The sequence below is a fragment of the Neorhizobium descurainiae genome (assembly GCF_051400715.1).
Classification (GTDB): domain Bacteria; phylum Pseudomonadota; class Alphaproteobacteria; order Rhizobiales; family Rhizobiaceae; genus Neorhizobium.
Genome location: NZ_JBLFFK010000006.1, coordinates 139,864 through 154,784 on the forward strand (window position 1 = coordinate 139,864; position 14,921 = coordinate 154,784).

The following is a 14,921-nucleotide window of genomic DNA, read 5'->3' on the forward strand; positions in this document are numbered from 1 at the left end:
GGCTCGTCAGAGCCAACCTTTCCAGCGGAAAATGAAAAACGGGATGATGGCGGACAGGATCATCGCGACGATCGCGAGCGGATATCCGATATGCCAGTCGAGCTCCGGCATGAAATGAAAGTTCATGCCGTAGATGGAAGCGACAAGCGTCGGCGGCAGGAAGACCACCGAAGCGATCGAGAAGATCTTGATGATGGTGTTCTGCTCGACGTTGATGAGGCCGAGCGAAGCGTCCAGCAGGAAGGAGATGTTGCCGGCGACGAAAGCGGCATGTTCCGACAATGTCTCGACATCGTGCGCCACGGTGCGGCAGAGGCTGCCGTCGGCTTCGTCCCGATTGACCACCGGAACGTTCATCAGGAAGGTCAGGAGCCGCGACAGCGAACCCAGGCTGTCCCGCACCTTGCTGATCAGCCGGTGCTGCTCGGCGATGTCGGCAAGCTTGCTTTCCAGGAACTTCGGCGGGCGCCGCCGGCCCCGGTCGCGGAAAATGTGGGTCGACAGGGTATCGACCCGATCGACCGTATGCTCGAGGATCTCGGCGGTCCGGTCGGCGATCGTCTCGAGAAGCCGGCCAAGCAGCGTCACACCGTCGCGCATCTCCTCGGGCACGCGTCCGAGCGCGGCGATGAAAAGCTGGAAGCTTTTCGGTTCGGCATAGCGAACGGTGATCAACCGGTTGCCTGAAAGGATGAAGGCAACGTCGGTGAGCTGCGGGTCCTTGCCGTCCGCCCGCCAGACGAGCGAAGCGGTCATGAAAACCGAGTCCTTCTCGATATAGAGCCGGCTCGACGGCTCGATGTCCTTCAGGTCTTCCCGGGTCGGAATCTGGATGCCGACGAGGCTCTCCACATAGGCATCCTCCTGCGGCGTCGGTTCGACCAGGTCGATCCAGACGACACCGTCGGGAAGCTGCCGCAGCGCTTCGGCCGGCGCGAGCGTCTTCATCGAACCATTGGCGCTATAGGCATTGATCAATCTGTGTCTCCGGCCGAAATTCGTCGGCCTTGAACGAGAAGCGGGCCTGCCGGTTCCCGTGTTCCGGAACCGCCAGCCGGCCTCCGGCGGGAGGCGCCTATAAAGACAGCCATAGTCAAAATCAAGAGGTGCATAAGCCTCGCGTTCGGCGCTGCAACATGACTCCGGCGTGGCGGATGTTCAAGGGGGCGGCAACAACGAGGCGATTTGCAATCTCAATCAAGGCCTTGGCCGGAAACGTCGCGAAAAGGGGCTCCGACCAAAGTCGAAGTGCCTCTTCCAAGACGTCGCGGGTTCATTTATTCGAATTCCTATTCGGAAACGATGCCCTTCATTCAAAAACGATAGAGGGCGCATGCCGCGGCGTACGCCCGCCGAGTTCGGCCCATACCTTGGCGGCGATCTCCCGGTAGATCTTCGCAGACGGGCCCTCCGGATCGGAAACGACCACCGGCGTCCCGGCGTCGGAACGTTCGCGGATGTCGATCGTCAGCGGCACCTCGCCGAGGAAGGGCACGCCGATGCGTTCCGCCTCGCCGCGCGCCCCGCCATGACCGAAGATGTCGTACCGCTTGCCCGTATCGGGCGCGAGGAAGTAGCTCATGTTCTCGACGACGCCGAGCAGCGGCACCTCGACCTTGCGGAACATGGCGATCCCCTTGCGGGCATCGATGAGCGCCAGATCCTGGGGCGTCGAGACGATGACGGCGCCGGCAAGCGGCACCTGCTGCGCCATGGTGAGCTGCGCGTCGCCGGTGCCCGGCGGCATGTCGACGACCAGCACGTCGAGCTCGCCCCAGGCGACCTCGCGCAGCATCTGCATCAGCGCCGACTGGACCATCGGACCGCGCCAGATCATCGCCGTCTCCTCATCCACGAGGAAACCCATGGACATGGCTTTCAGGCCGTAATTCTCCATCGGCTTGATGATGCGGTTCTCGATCTGCTGCGGGCGCCCGGAAATCTTCAGAAGCCTGGGCACGGAAGGTCCGTAGATATCCGCATCGAGAATGCCGACGCGCAGGCCGTTCGCCTGGAGGCCGAGGGCGAGATTGACGGCCGTGGTCGATTTGCCGACGCCGCCCTTGCCCGACGCGACCGCGATGATCGCGCCGACACCCGGCACGCCCGACTTTTGGCGCTGCGGGGGCTGGCCGGGCTGCTGCCCATGGGGCGGATGGGCATGTCCGTGGGAATGAGCCGCCGGCGCGGGCTGCGGGCGTGGCGGCGGCGCAGAGCCGGCCTTGCGGTCCGCCGTCAGCGTCACCAGCGCACCCTTGACGCCGGGCATGGAGGTGACGGCACGCTCCGCCGCCATGCGCATCGGCTCCAGTTCCTGCGCGCGCTCGGACGGCACCGTGATCGAGAAATAAACCTTGCTGTCGGAGATGAAGACGTCCGAGACCATGCCGCGCGAGACGATGTCACCTTCCAGATCCGGCCCGCGCACCTTCGCGAGCACCGCCAGAACTTCTTCCTTCGTCACCTCGGACATATCGAAAACTCCCGATTTCATCATGCGGGCGTCCCGTCCTGAAGCAGGCCCGCTTTCGGCGATATATAGGAGTTCGCTATTGCCGGGAGCAAGAAAGATTAAAAACCGCCGTCCGATCGGCAGCCATATGGCGCGCGGATCGGACGGCGGCTTTTCTTCGCACGCCTCTTGGGGCGCTTACAGTCCCCTCTGGACCTGTTCCTTACAGAAGCACGAAACATGCCAGACGGGAAGATGCTTATTTTTATTGAGTTTTTTCAACAAGTTCTGAGTAAAGCCGCTGCTGCGGCGCAGCAACCCGCTGCTATCCGCCCCATTTAGCGCTGGTCAAGCTTTGTGCGATGATGAAACAGTGTGCAGTGCAGCACAGATTTTAGTTACTTGATCAAACCGATGCGGAGAGCCTTGGCGACCGCCTGGGTGCGATTGACCGTATCGAGCTTCTTGGCCGCACGGTTCAGGTAATGGTTCACCGTATGCTCCGAGAGCGTGAGGATATCGGCGATTTCGGCGCTGGTCTTGCCCGCAGCCGTCCAGTTGAGGCAGTCGATCTCGCGGTCCGTCAGCGTGTCGGTGGCGCGCACATCGAGATTGCGGATTTCAGCCAGCCGCTCGAAGACATGGATGGAGATATACATCATCTCCATCATCTGCTGACGATTGAAGAGCGGACCGTCGCCAGCGAAGGACACCGCGCCGCGGGCGCCGGACATGTCGTGTACCGGGAAATAGGCGCCGCGCACGACACCGAACCGGCCGAAGATGCTGTGGGCCAGTTGTCCACGCCGATCGGTGGCGACCGTCTCCAGATCGAAGGTGAAGGGCAGCGTCGATTTGCGGAGCTTGCGCAGGATCGGACTCGTCTGCATCAGGCTTTCCCTGTCGAAATGGGACATGAGTTCGACCGGCCAATTCGTGACGACGGTATTGCTGGACAGTTCGAGCGAGGTGGCCGCGGGCAGGTTGAGGACGAGGAAAGTGCGGCAACGGTAATGTTCCGTGACGCGCTTCATGAACCGGATCACATCGAACTGGGTCTTGAGACCGGCAATCTCCTCGACGTTTCCGTCAAAGCCCCGAGCTTCTTCAGCTTTCTCGGAATTGGACATCATCTGTTTCTTTGCTCGCCCGCTATCATCGAGCGATTCTTGGCATTTCCCATGCATTCGCCCCGAACCGGTCTTCGTGTTCACGCTACCTTAGCCACCGGCCGCGATGCGGTCGGGGGCTGGATTTGCCCGAAGTCTTGCTGAACGTGTCTGCCTGGCCAAGACTGGTATTTCAAATATAAGAATATTCTGAATATGCTGCCGCTTATCATTTGGGATAATGATGACATCTGCTCGCCTTTGCAAATCTTCTCGCATGCTTCTAACCCTTTGTCAGGAGATAATTATTGGGGATCAAATCAGCTAGACGGAGAGTTTTCGGACTCCCGCGGCGATGATACAGATTCGGTACCCCCGGCTGCAATTGGAGATTTCGTATGGCGACTACACACAATTTTGAAGGCTCAGTCCTTTCCTCCTCCTTTTGCGAACTTGGAGAAGGCCCGACCTTTGAAGCGGAGACGGCGACGCTCTGGTGGTTCGACATCCTCGGCAAGGCGCTGCACGAGCTTCATCTTCCGACGGGCCGGGAGATCGTCCACAAGCTGCCGGTCATGGGCAGCGTGCTGGCCGCCATCGACGCCGGCTGGCAATTGCTGGCAAGCGACCAAGGCCTCTTCATCCGCGACCGGGCAAGCGGGGAGCTTTCGCTTTACCGCGCGCTGGAGCCGGAAAAGCCCGGCAACCGCTCGAACGACGGCCGCGTGCATCCCTCCGGCAGCCTCTGGATCGGCACGATGAGCAAAAAAGGAGAAGGCGGCGCAGGCTCGATCTATCATGTCCGCGAAGGCGTGGTGACGAAGCTCTTCGACCGGATCAGCGTTCCCAATTCGATCTGCTTTTCGCCGGACGGGACGATCGGTTACTATGTCGATACGCGCATCAACCTGCTGATGCGCGTGCCGCTGGATTCCGAAACGGGACTTCCGACCGGAAATGCGGCGGTGCTCATCGACGAGAACGGCAAACCCGGCGGCATGGACGGGTCGATCTGCGCGAGCGACGGAACGATCTGGAATGCCCGCTGGGGAGAAGGCGCGGTGGATCATTACGCATCCGACGGAACCCATCTTTCCCGCCATCTTCTGCCGGCGCGCCGAACCACCTGCCCCGCTTTCATCGGCGACGGACGGCTTGCCGTAACCTCCTCCTGGGAAGGGCTGGACGAGGCCGCCCGCGCGGCCGACCCGCTGGCGGGGGCGCTTTTCGAGATCGCCGTGCCGATCCGATGCGATCCCGAGCCTGCCTTCCGCCTATAATAGAGGCAAGGGGAACCTAACTGCGGAAATCCCGGAAAGTTCCCTTAAAATCGCCTAAAATTTCAGCAGCCAAATCCGGAACTATTCGTCTCCCATAACATTCCCCTCTCGAACCGGCGCGGCCCGGGAATTCCGGGCACGGAGAAACCGCGCGGTCATAAAGAGAAACCTCGTAGAGGAAGGTAGGAGGATCGTTATGAAGAAGACCCTTAGCACGGTGGCCGCCGCAGTTCTTTTGGCATCCACCGCCATTGCGCCGGCAATCGCCCAAACCCAGCCTGCGCCGCCAGCATCTCCGGCACCGGCGCCGGCAGCGCCCGCCGCTCCGGCCGACCCGGCCGCCAAGCCGGCCGACAGCGCAGCCGCTTCCGGCGGTTACCTGACGGAACAGGGCGAAACCCAGGTCAGCGCCAACGACTATATCGGCAAGCCCATCTACAATGCCGAAGACAAGAGCATCGGTGACGTCAACGACCTGATCATGGAAGAAAACGGCGGCATCGTCGCGGCCGTGGTGGGCGTCGGCGGCTTCCTCGGCATCGGCGAAAAGGACGTCGCGGTCCCCATGGACAAGATCACCATGACCCGTGATGCCGAGAACAACAACGAGGTCCGTCTGACCACGACCGAAACGGCCGAAGCGCTGCAGGCCGCTCCGGAATTCAAGACCCTGGCAGACAAGCAGGCGGAAGCCGACCAGACGACCACATCGTCTACCGGTACGCAGATGCCTGCCGGTGGCGGCGGCACTTCCCCGTCGACGGCTCCGAAGCAGTAAGGGCCCGGAACGGATGACTCGCCGTCATCCATGGAGAAAGAGGCGGTACCCCAGGTGCCGCCTCTCTTTTTATAAGAGGGAACAGAAGCGCAATGCGTCGTAGATCGCCGCATGGATGTTGCGGCCGGCAACCGCATCGCCGATCCGGATGAGATCGAAGCGCGCCTGCGGCTCCCGCATCGGCAGGGGTGGCCTGCGGGCGATAAGCGCCTGGTAGTCCACCGCGCCCAAATTCTTCGAAAGCGGCTTCAGCGCCAGATAGAGGTCCGCGTTGGCCGCCGTGCCGTGCTCCACCACGACCTGCGCGACCCGCCGCTCCTGCAGCGCACCGGCAGAAAAATCCGACCCCAGGACCGCGATCAGCGCGTTGCCGTCCCGCCGGACCGATTTCAGCCGGGCATTGATGGTGACGCGCACGCCCCTCTCGGCGAAGGCCCTGGCATAGGGCACATGGTTCATGCCGCCCATTTCCGGGGCGAAGAACCTTTCCGGGGAAACCACCTCCAGCTCGGCGCCGGCCTCGGCGATCACTTCCGCCGCGCTCATGCCGGGATGGCCGCCATTGTCGTCGAACAGCAGAACCGGGCCGGCCGGCTTCACCGCGCCCGCAAGGATATCCCAGCTCGACGTCAGCAGCTCGGCACCTTCTTCCACCTCCGGCGCCTGCGCCACGCCGCCGGTCGCGACGACGACCAGATCGGGCTCCAGGGCGAGCACGTCTTCCGGCTCGGCATAGACATCGTAGCGGATCTCGACACCCAGGCGCTCCAGCTCGGCAAGCCGCCAATCGACGATGCCGATCATTTCCTTCCGCCGCGGATTGCGGACGAGAAGATTGACCTGTCCGCCCGCCTCCCCCGCCGCTTCCAGCACGATGACCTTGTGGCCCCGCTCGGCGAGCACGCGGGCCGCCTCCAGCCCCGCAGGCCCGGCGCCGACGACGACGGCCTTGCGGAAGGCATCCGCCCTGGGAATGTCATGGGGGATTTCCGCTTCGCGGCCGGTCGCGGCATTGTGGATGCAGAGCGCCTCGCCGCCCTCGTAGATGCGGTCGAGACAGTAGGTCGCGCCGACGCAGGGGCGGATGCGGGCCTCCTCGCCGCGCGCCACCTTTTCGGCGATGTGCGGATCGGCGATATGGGCGCGCGTCATGCCGACCATGTCCAGCTTGCCCTCCGCGACCGCATGGCGGGCGGTCGCCACGTCCGCGATGCGGGCCGCGTGGAAGACGGGGAATTTCGTCGCCTCGCGCACCTCGCCCGCGAAATCGAGATGCGGCGCCGAACGCATGCCCTGGATCGGGATCACCTCGTTCAGGGCCGCATCGTGATCGATATGGCCGCGGATGATGTTGAGGAAATCGATCCTGCCGGAACCCGCCAGGCGCCGGGCGATCTCGACCCCCTCCTCCCGGCTCAGGCCCCTGTCCCAGTCCTCGTCCGCCACCATGCGGATTCCGACGATGAAATCCGGGCCGACCGCCTTTCGCACCGCCTCCATGACCATTTCGGTGAAACGCATGCGGTTTTCGAGCGAACCGCCGAATTCGTCCTCCCGGCGGTTGGTGGCCGGCGACCAGAACTGGTCGATCAGGTGCCCGTAGGCCTCGAATTCGACGCCGTCGAGGCCCGCCGCCTGCATGCGCGCGGCCGCGTCGGCATAATCGGCGACGATGCGTTCGATGTCCCAGTCCTCGATCTCCTTCGGGAAGGCGCGATGGGCGGGCTCGCGGACCGGCGACGGCGCCAGCACGGGCAGCCAGTCGCCCCTGTTCCAGCCGGTGCGGCGGCCGAGGTGGGTGAGCTGGATCATCACCGCCGCGCCATGCTCGTGACAGTCGTCGGCAAGCCGCCTGAGCCACGGCACGATCTCGTCGCGATAGGCATGCAGGTTGCCGAAGGCCGGCGGGCTGTCGGAAGACACCACGGCCGATCCCGCCGTCATGGTCAGCGCGATGCCGCCTTTCGCCTTTTCGGCATGGTAGAGCCGGTAGCGGTCCTTCGGCATGCCGTCCTCGGAATAGGCCGGCTCGTGCGCGGTCGACATGATGCGGTTCCTCAGCGTCAGGTGCCTGAGCTGAAACGGCTGCAGAAGAGGATTGTTGGAGGCTGGCATCGGCTTTCCGGGGGCAGTGGTCTGACAGGCCATCATTGCCCAGGCACGCGGACATGGCGAGAACCACGCGCGGCGCGGATTGTCCGGAGAGCGTCGTCGGACGATGTCAGAGCGTCACGAAATCGCGGTAATGTTCGTGAAGGTAGCGCAGTGTCGCGGCGCTGTCGGCCGGCTTGCCGTAAAAATATCCCTGCCCCATGCCGCAGCCGAGCTGGTTGAGCTTACCGGCATCGGCCGGCGTCTCGATGCCTTCCGCCACCACCTCCAGATCCAGCCCCTGGCACATGGCGATGATCGCCTTGACGATATGCTCGGAGGCTCGGTCGGTAGTGATGCGCGAGACGAAGGCGCGGTCGATCTTGACCTTGTCGAAGGTGAAATCGCGCAAGCGGCCGAGACTCGACTGGCCGGTGCCGAAATCGTCGAGCGCGATGCGCACGCCCTGCCGGCGAAGATCGGTGATGATGCGCTGTGCCGTGTCGGCGGAGGTCATCACCGCCGTTTCGGTGATCTCCAGCTCCAGGCGATAGGGATCGAGCCCGACGCGGGCAAGCGTCGAGAGGATGGTCTCGGTCGTGCCGGGGTCCATGAGCTGCGCGGAAGACAGGTTGAAGGAGAGGAAAAGTTCGCGCGGCCAGGAGAGCGCGGCCTCCGCCGCCTTGCGCAGCAACGTTTCAGAAAGCGCGTCAATAAAACCGCGCTCCTCGGCGAGTGGCACGAATACCGCAGGCGAAACGGATCCGAGATCCGCATCGATCCAGCGGGCGAGCGCCTCGAAACCGACGACCCCGCCATCGGCGACACGCACGATCGGCTGGAAATGCACATCGACCGCATCGGCGATGATGGCGTTGCGCAATGCCTGCTCGAGCTGTGTGGCCCGCTTCATCTCCTGGGCGATCTCGCGGGAATAGACGGTGATCTGGCCGCGGCCCCGACGTTTGGAGCGGTAAAGGGCGGTTTCGGCGCTCTTCAGCAGCTCCTCGAAATCCGCGCCCGCGAAAGGATAGATCGCAAAGCCGAAGGAGGCGGAAAGGCGCACGTTGCGGTCGCCGAGGTCGTAAGGCGCGGAGAGCACGTCCTTGATCATCTGGCCGATGCGCTCGGCGCCGGTCCGCTCGAAGACGAGCGGCAGGATGAAGGCGAACTCGTCGCCCTCGTGGCGGGTGACGGTGGCCCCGTCCGGAATGCAGGCCTTCAGGCGGTGGGCCACCTGGCAGAGGATCTCGTCGCCGGCCTCAGCGCCGAAAAGGTCGTTGATCGGCTTGAACCCGTCGAGATTGGCGATGCAGATGGTGAAGGGTGCCGGGTCCTGGGCGCGCTCGGCCGCCAGAAGGCGCACCTTGTCGCGGAGGCGGTACCGGTTTCCGAGACCCGTCAGAGGATCGCTGTAGGCCATTGCCTGCAGCTCATTCTGGCTGACCTGCGGCAATGGATTTCCCGCCGACTTCATGAACAATCCCGTTACGCTTCACAATCGCGGGAAGAATGCGGGAAAAAGATTAAAAAATCCTGCCCTCAGCTTAACTTACGGGAACAGTATGATTAATCGGTTAAGCATAGGACTGCTTTTCCGGCATGTCGAGAAAGGCCTGGAAAAGAGTTTCCAAGGCCTCGGGGCTGATCGGTTTCAGGATGACCTCGTTCATACCGGAGGCGAAGCATTCGTCCCGGTCGCGGTCGAAGGGCTGGGCGAGCACGCCGATGATCGGAATGGAACTGTCCGCCGTTTCAAGCGACCGGATTCTGGCGCTCGCCTCGAAGCCGCTCAGCTTCGGCAGCGTGATGTCCATCAGGATCAGCCGCGGCGAGCGCTCCTTCCAGAGACGGACCGCCTCCTCGCCGTCCGGGGCGATCGCATAACGGTAACCGAAGCCTTCGAGGATCTGCGAGAAAACGATCTGGTTCACCTCATTGTCTTCGGCGACGAGGATATCGATGCCCGGAGTTTCCGCCTCGCATCCGGGGTCAATCCGCCAATTCTCCTCCTGCGGCTTCTCCGCCGCGTTCGCAGGTGAGGCAAGCAGACGGGTGACGGCCGCGGCCAGCTCCCCCCTCATCCGCAAACTGCCGATCGCCAGGGCCGGAACGCCGTGCCGCTCGACGATCTTGAGGCATTGGAAGTCCATCGCCACGTCGACGACGACGACGAGATCGATGCGGATTCCGGATTCATATGCCAGCCGCAGGAAGAGCTCGAGCTCCTCGGCGCAGGATACCGATGACGTATCGAGCCCGAGTCCGCCGAGGATATCCAAGGCTTCGGCCTCCATTTGAAGGTCGGAGGAGACCACAAGGACCTTGCGGCCGGCGACACCTGCGGCATCAGGCCCGGATTCGGCGCGCGCCTTGCGCTCATGCCTGCCGAGAGAGGACGAGATCAGCGCAGCCTGGCGCTTCGGAGAGACGACCCGGCCGCCCTCGCCCACCTCCACCAGATCGGTGATGTCCTCCATAGCGGTGACGATGTAATACCGTCCCGGCTTTCCGATACGGTATTTGTTGGCGATGATGATGACTTCCGAGCCGTCGGGCCGCGTGACGCGCTCGGGAAGCTGAACCGGTTCGCCGGTCTGGAAAAGCTGTCGGTTGATGCCGTCGAGACGTTTTTCCAGCTCCGGCGGATGGATATCCGAGCCCTTGTGTCCCAGAACGGCCTCGGCCGGCAGATCGAGAAAACGGCTGGCGGCCTTGTTGACCGCGACGAAGGTGAAATTGCCATCCTTGACGGTGACCGGGAACGGCAGATTGTCCAGCACCTCTTCGGTGATCTGCACGCGCTCCATGTCCGTGCGCCACTGCTCCTCGCGCTTCTTGTGGTCCGAGACGTCCCTGATGACGCAGACGCCGTAGCCGGAGGACACGCGGCGCTTGGTGAAGCTCAGCCAGCGGTCGGTGCCGCGCCGTTCCAGCGTCTCGGCGCGCTCCTTCCAAAGGGTGGCAATCTGTTCCGCGATCCAATCCTCGCGGCTCAGCATGCGGCGCGGACCGGTGCTGTCGGCGGAGAAGCGCCCGCCGCTGTCGTAAACGGCGCCGAGGAAATCCCTGAGGCGCGTACCGGGCGCAAGAAAGCTCTTCGGAACCGGCAGAAGACCAAGCAATTGCTGGCTTGCAAAGACGATCAGGTCGTTCTTGTCGTAGACAAGCACGCCACCCGAGATGCCTTCGGAAATCACTTCGAGCATGGCAATCTGAATGTTCGCGTCCGCCGACGACAAATCATTCATAGCATGAAACTCCCCGTATGCTTTTTCGGACACGGCGAAAGCCGGACCGTTATAACCGCTTGTTCGCCTCTCGGGCGTTATTCCTTCTGGTTTAAGTCGTGTGGGGTCGAGAACATGCTGGCTCCAAGTCCTCAACGGGTGATCCGGTCCCGCATGGCGGTGCCCAGCCGGCCGCCATCCCGATCACACGCGGGGAGCGGGAGCTCCCCCGGCTTCATCCAAATTCAATCTTGAACAAATTATCGTCCTTGTCTTAAGCTCCGATTAATAAACAGCGGCACGCTTGTGCGAACCTCTCCTCAAAACCGTTGAATTCACCTGCCGAGGCTTTTCTTCGAACGGCGAATCCCGGAGAATGACGCATGTCCGTCAAACAACTGCCCGAGACGCTGATCAACCAGATCGCCGCCGGCGAGGTCATCGAAAGGCCCGCCAGCGCCGCCAAGGAGCTGATCGAAAACGCCATCGATGCAGGCGCCACACGCATCGAGATCGCCACGGCCGGCGGCGGCAAGAGCCTCATCCGCATCACCGACAACGGTTTCGGCATGGATGCCGCCGACCTCGATCTGGCCGTGCGGCGGCACTGCACGTCGAAAATCTCCGAGACGCTCGACGACATCCGCACGCTCGGCTTCCGCGGCGAGGCCCTGCCCTCGATCGGCTCGGTCGCCAAGCTCACCATCACCAGCCGGAGAGCGGGCGATGCGGCAGGCTCGCAGGTCGCCGTCGTTGGCGGCAGGAATTCCGGCGTCAGGCCGGCGCCCGCCAATCCCGGCACGGTCGTGGAGGTGCGCGACATCTTCTTCGCCACCCCTGCCCGGCTCAAGTTCCTGAAGACGGAAAAGGCCGAGGCGGGCGCCATCACCGAGGTCGTCAAGCGCATGGCGATCGCCTTTCCGAAAATCCGCTTCGTGCTCTCGGGCTCCGATCGCTCGACGCTGGAATTCGCGGCGACGGGCGACGACCATCTCGCCCGCATGGCGCAGGTGCTGGGCGCCGATTTCCGCGACAACGCGATCGAGATCGACGCCATGCGCGAGGACGTGGAACTCAAGGGCTTCGTCGGCGTGCCGACCTTCCATCGCGGCAACTCGGCGCATCAATACGCTTTCGTCAACGGCCGGCCGGTGCAGGACAAGCTGATCCTGTCGGCAATCCGCGGCGCCTATGCCGAAAGCGTGCCCTCCGGCCGCTATCCAGTCGCCGTGCTCTCCATCACGCTCGATCCGGCGCTGGTGGATGTCAACGTGCATCCGGCCAAGGCGGACGTGCGCTTCCGCGATCCGGGCCTGGTGCGCGGCCTCATCGTCGGCGCGATCCGCGAGGCGCTGCGCCGGGAAGGCGACCGCGCCGCGACGACCGGCGCCTCCGGCATGATGCGCGCCTTCCGGCCGGGTTTTTCGGCAGCCCCCACGCAGCCCGCGCCGCGCACGCCCCGGGCCGCCGCGAATTCACCCTTCCGGCCGCTTCACCCGCAACCGGCCAACGACTTTTCCGAACGGGCGCAGTCGGATTTCGGCGTGCTGACCATGCCGGCGGCGCGAGCGGACGCCGTTATTGCGGAACCTGTTTCGAGGCAGGCCACGGAGGACGCATCGCGCTACCGGCTGGGTGCCGCCCGCGCGCAGGTCCATGAGAACTATATCGTCGCCCAGACCGAAGACGGGCTCGTCATCGTCGACCAGCATGCGGCGCACGAGCGTCTCGTCTTCGAGGCGATGCGCAAGGCGCTCGACGACAAGCGGCTCGCCTCGCAGGTCCTGCTGATCCCGGAGATCATCGACCTGCCGGAGGAAGACTGCGACCGGCTGATGGCGCATGCATCCGAACTCGACCGGCTGGGGCTTGCCGTCGAGCGTTTCGGCCCCGGCGCGGTGGCGGTGCGCGAAACGCCCGCCATGCTCGGCGAAGTGGATGCGGTTTCGCTGGTCCGCGACCTCGCCGACGAGATCGCCGAATGGAACACCGCCGGCGGCTTGCGCGGCAAGCTCGAATATGTCGCCGCCACCATGGCCTGCCACGGCTCGGTGCGCTCCGGCCGCCGGTTGAAACCGGAGGAAATGAACGCGCTTCTGAGGGAAATGGAGGCGACGCCTGGCTCCGGCACCTGCAACCACGGCCGGCCGACCTATATCGAACTCAAGCTCGCCGATATCGAGCGGCTGTTCGGCCGGAGCTGAAAAGGCTGGCAATCGAGGCGCGGTCGGGGTAGAGCAGTTCCATGTTTTCCCGCAGGAGACGACAAATGAACCGGTTCGAGGGCAGCGGCTATCGCGAGGCCAAAATCCGGTATCTCGACGGCGACTACCAGATCCTCGCCGCCGGCTCCTATGTCGTCTGCGCCATGACTGGCACGCAGATCCCGATCGACGAGCTGCGCTATTGGAGCGTCGCACGGCAGGAGCCCTATGTCGATTGCGCCGCCTCGCTGGAAGCCGAGAAGCGCGCCGGCGGCTTGCCGAACCAGAGCCGCGGCTGACCCGGAACGGAATCAGAGGCAGGCATCCGCTCTCCTTCATCCGCATGCCTTGTTGCCCCTCATCCGCCTGCCGGCACCTTCTCCCCGCAGGCGGGGAGAAGGAAATATGCCGCACCGGTTTCCTCCATCTTCAGCGTCGCGCATCCCCTTTCTCCCGCTTGTTGCAGGGCAATTGCATCTGAGCAAAATTGCTGATGCTTCTGTGGAATGATGAGGCGGCAGCGGCTTCCCCTTCTCCCCAGCGGGGAGAAGGTGGTCCGTAGGACCGGATGAGGGGGGCGAAGCCAAAATACAGCGATGCAGCGTTTGCCGCGTGTACACCCCCTCATCGCCTCGCTTTGCTCGGCACTTCTCCCCGCTGGGGAGAAGAGGGCGCAAGCTGACCTGCTCGATTCCCCCTCACTTCTCTCTGATCCGCCGCGCACGGAAATTGGCGATCGCCGTGTCGATGATCTTCGAAGGCGCCAGCGGGTCGTCGAACGCCATCTCGACTTCCACCACCTTTGCCTTCCTTGCCAGCTCCTCCATGCGGCCGTGATGGCCGGCAAGCCGCACCGCGTCCTTCGCGGTCGTGACGAGCATCAGGTTCTCCTTCGCCGCGTCGTCCAGGAGGTCTGCGATCTCGTCCTCGCTGAAATAGTGGTGGTCGGGGAAGGCACGCTCCTGCCTGATCTCCCCGCCGAGCTCCCTCACGGTGCGGTAGAATTTCTGCGGATCGGCGATGCCGGCAAAGGCAAGGAGCGCCTTGCCGGCGATCTCACGGTCTTCCCGAGGTTTCAGCGTCGCGACATAGACCTGTTTGCCGGCGCGGGCGGCCTGGCGCACCAGCCGGTCGGCGGCATCGCCGCTGCCGACCTTGAGGATGGCCGAAAGCTGGCGCATCTGCTCCGGTATCGGCGCCCTCACCGGCCCGCCCGGCACGAGATGGCCGTTGCCGATGCCGCGCACCGTGTCGATGACGACGAGAGCGAAATCCAGCACGAGCCGCGCACTCTGGAAACCGTCGTCCATGATGACAAGATCGGCGCCCTCCTCGGCCAGTTTCCGGGCGCCTTCGACGCGCCCCCGGGAGATCACCGTCAGCGCTTCGCGCGCAAGCAGCAGCGCCTCGTCACCGACCGCTTCGGCGCGGTGATGGGCGGGATCGACCACGGTCGTGACATCGATCGAGCCGCCGTATCCGCGGCTCAGGAAACCCGGTTTCAGGCCCTTTTCCTTCGCCGCGCGGGCGAGCGCGAGGGCCGTCGGCGTCTTGCCGGCCCCGCCGACCGTGAAATTGCCGACGCATATGACCGGGAGAGGCACGCCGGCACGGCGCGCGCGCGCCATCCGGCGTCCGGCGATCCGTCCGTAGAGGAAGGAAAAGGGGGACAGGGCCCAGGCACGCCAATCCGCTTTCGTCCACCAGAATGGCGGTGCTTCCGATACCATACGCTACGCTCTCCGGCTGATCCGTCCTGAAAAAGCCCGCGAAGAAG

The 14,921-nt window shown here is 63.8% G+C and carries 11 protein-coding genes; 4 read left to right on the forward strand and 7 right to left on the reverse strand.

Features of this window, described 5'->3' with window-relative positions; genetic code table 11:
* Positions 1–6: 6 nt before the first annotated feature.
* From ACMGE0_RS13310 to ACMGE0_RS13320, 3 genes are all read right to left on the reverse strand, one after another.
* Positions 7–978 (reverse strand): magnesium transporter CorA family protein, encoded by a 972-nt coding sequence (locus tag ACMGE0_RS13310; RefSeq protein ID WP_436816332.1) that lies wholly within the window; start codon positions 976–978, stop codon positions 7–9.
* Between the two features lie 331 nt (positions 979–1,309).
* A complete protein-coding gene (apbC, locus tag ACMGE0_RS13315; protein WP_436816333.1) occupies positions 1,310–2,473 on the reverse strand; it encodes an iron-sulfur cluster carrier protein ApbC in 1,164 nt (387 codons plus the stop codon).
* 377 nt (positions 2,474–2,850) lie between these two features.
* The gene (locus ACMGE0_RS13320; RefSeq protein WP_436816471.1) at positions 2,851–3,582 is read right to left on the reverse strand and encodes a LuxR family transcriptional regulator; all 732 of its coding nucleotides are present in this window, start codon (positions 3,580–3,582) and stop codon (positions 2,851–2,853) included.
* A 377-nt stretch (positions 3,583–3,959) separates the two neighbouring features.
* On the opposite strand from ACMGE0_RS13320, the gene ACMGE0_RS13325 reads away from it, so the two are divergent.
* Both ACMGE0_RS13325 and ACMGE0_RS13330 read left to right on the forward strand, forming a co-directional pair.
* A complete protein-coding gene (locus tag ACMGE0_RS13325; RefSeq protein ID WP_436816334.1) occupies positions 3,960–4,841 on the forward strand; it encodes an SMP-30/gluconolactonase/LRE family protein in 882 nt (293 codons plus the stop codon).
* Positions 4,842–5,037: 196 nt separating this feature from the next.
* The gene (locus ACMGE0_RS13330) at positions 5,038–5,619 is read left to right on the forward strand and encodes a PRC-barrel domain-containing protein (protein WP_436816335.1); all 582 of its coding nucleotides are present in this window, start codon (positions 5,038–5,040) and stop codon (positions 5,617–5,619) included.
* A gap of 69 nt (positions 5,620–5,688) precedes the next feature.
* Here ACMGE0_RS13330 and ACMGE0_RS13335 read toward each other — a convergent pair whose 3' ends face one another.
* The 3 genes from ACMGE0_RS13335 to ACMGE0_RS13345 all read right to left on the reverse strand — a co-directional run bounded on the left by ACMGE0_RS13335 (position 5,689) and on the right by ACMGE0_RS13345 (position 10,961).
* The gene (locus tag ACMGE0_RS13335; protein WP_436816336.1) at positions 5,689–7,734 is read right to left on the reverse strand and encodes an oxidoreductase; all 2,046 of its coding nucleotides are present in this window, start codon (positions 7,732–7,734) and stop codon (positions 5,689–5,691) included.
* Positions 7,735–7,840: 106 nt separating this feature from the next.
* Positions 7,841–9,187, reverse strand: coding sequence for a putative bifunctional diguanylate cyclase/phosphodiesterase (locus tag ACMGE0_RS13340; protein WP_436816337.1), 1,347 nt, complete (start codon positions 9,185–9,187; stop codon positions 7,841–7,843).
* A 100-nt stretch (positions 9,188–9,287) separates the two neighbouring features.
* Positions 9,288–10,961 (reverse strand): response regulator, encoded by a 1,674-nt coding sequence (locus ACMGE0_RS13345; RefSeq protein WP_436816338.1) that lies wholly within the window; start codon positions 10,959–10,961, stop codon positions 9,288–9,290.
* A 362-nt stretch (positions 10,962–11,323) separates the two neighbouring features.
* On the opposite strand from ACMGE0_RS13345, the gene mutL reads away from it, so the two are divergent.
* Together mutL and ACMGE0_RS13355 are read left to right on the forward strand one after the other, a co-directional pair.
* Positions 11,324–13,144: a DNA mismatch repair endonuclease MutL gene (mutL, locus tag ACMGE0_RS13350; protein ID WP_436816339.1), complete on the forward strand. Its 1,821-nt coding sequence runs from the start codon at positions 11,324–11,326 to the stop codon at positions 13,142–13,144.
* A gap of 65 nt (positions 13,145–13,209) precedes the next feature.
* Complete coding sequence (locus tag ACMGE0_RS13355; protein WP_436816340.1) at positions 13,210–13,443, forward strand: DUF2093 domain-containing protein; 234 nt, start codon at positions 13,210–13,212, stop codon at positions 13,441–13,443.
* 399 nt (positions 13,444–13,842) lie between these two features.
* Here the strand turns inward: ACMGE0_RS13355 and lpxK are convergent, their stop codons facing one another.
* A complete protein-coding gene (gene lpxK / locus ACMGE0_RS13360) occupies positions 13,843–14,874 on the reverse strand; it encodes a tetraacyldisaccharide 4'-kinase (protein ID WP_436816341.1) in 1,032 nt (343 codons plus the stop codon).
* Positions 14,875–14,921 lie beyond the last annotated feature (47 nt).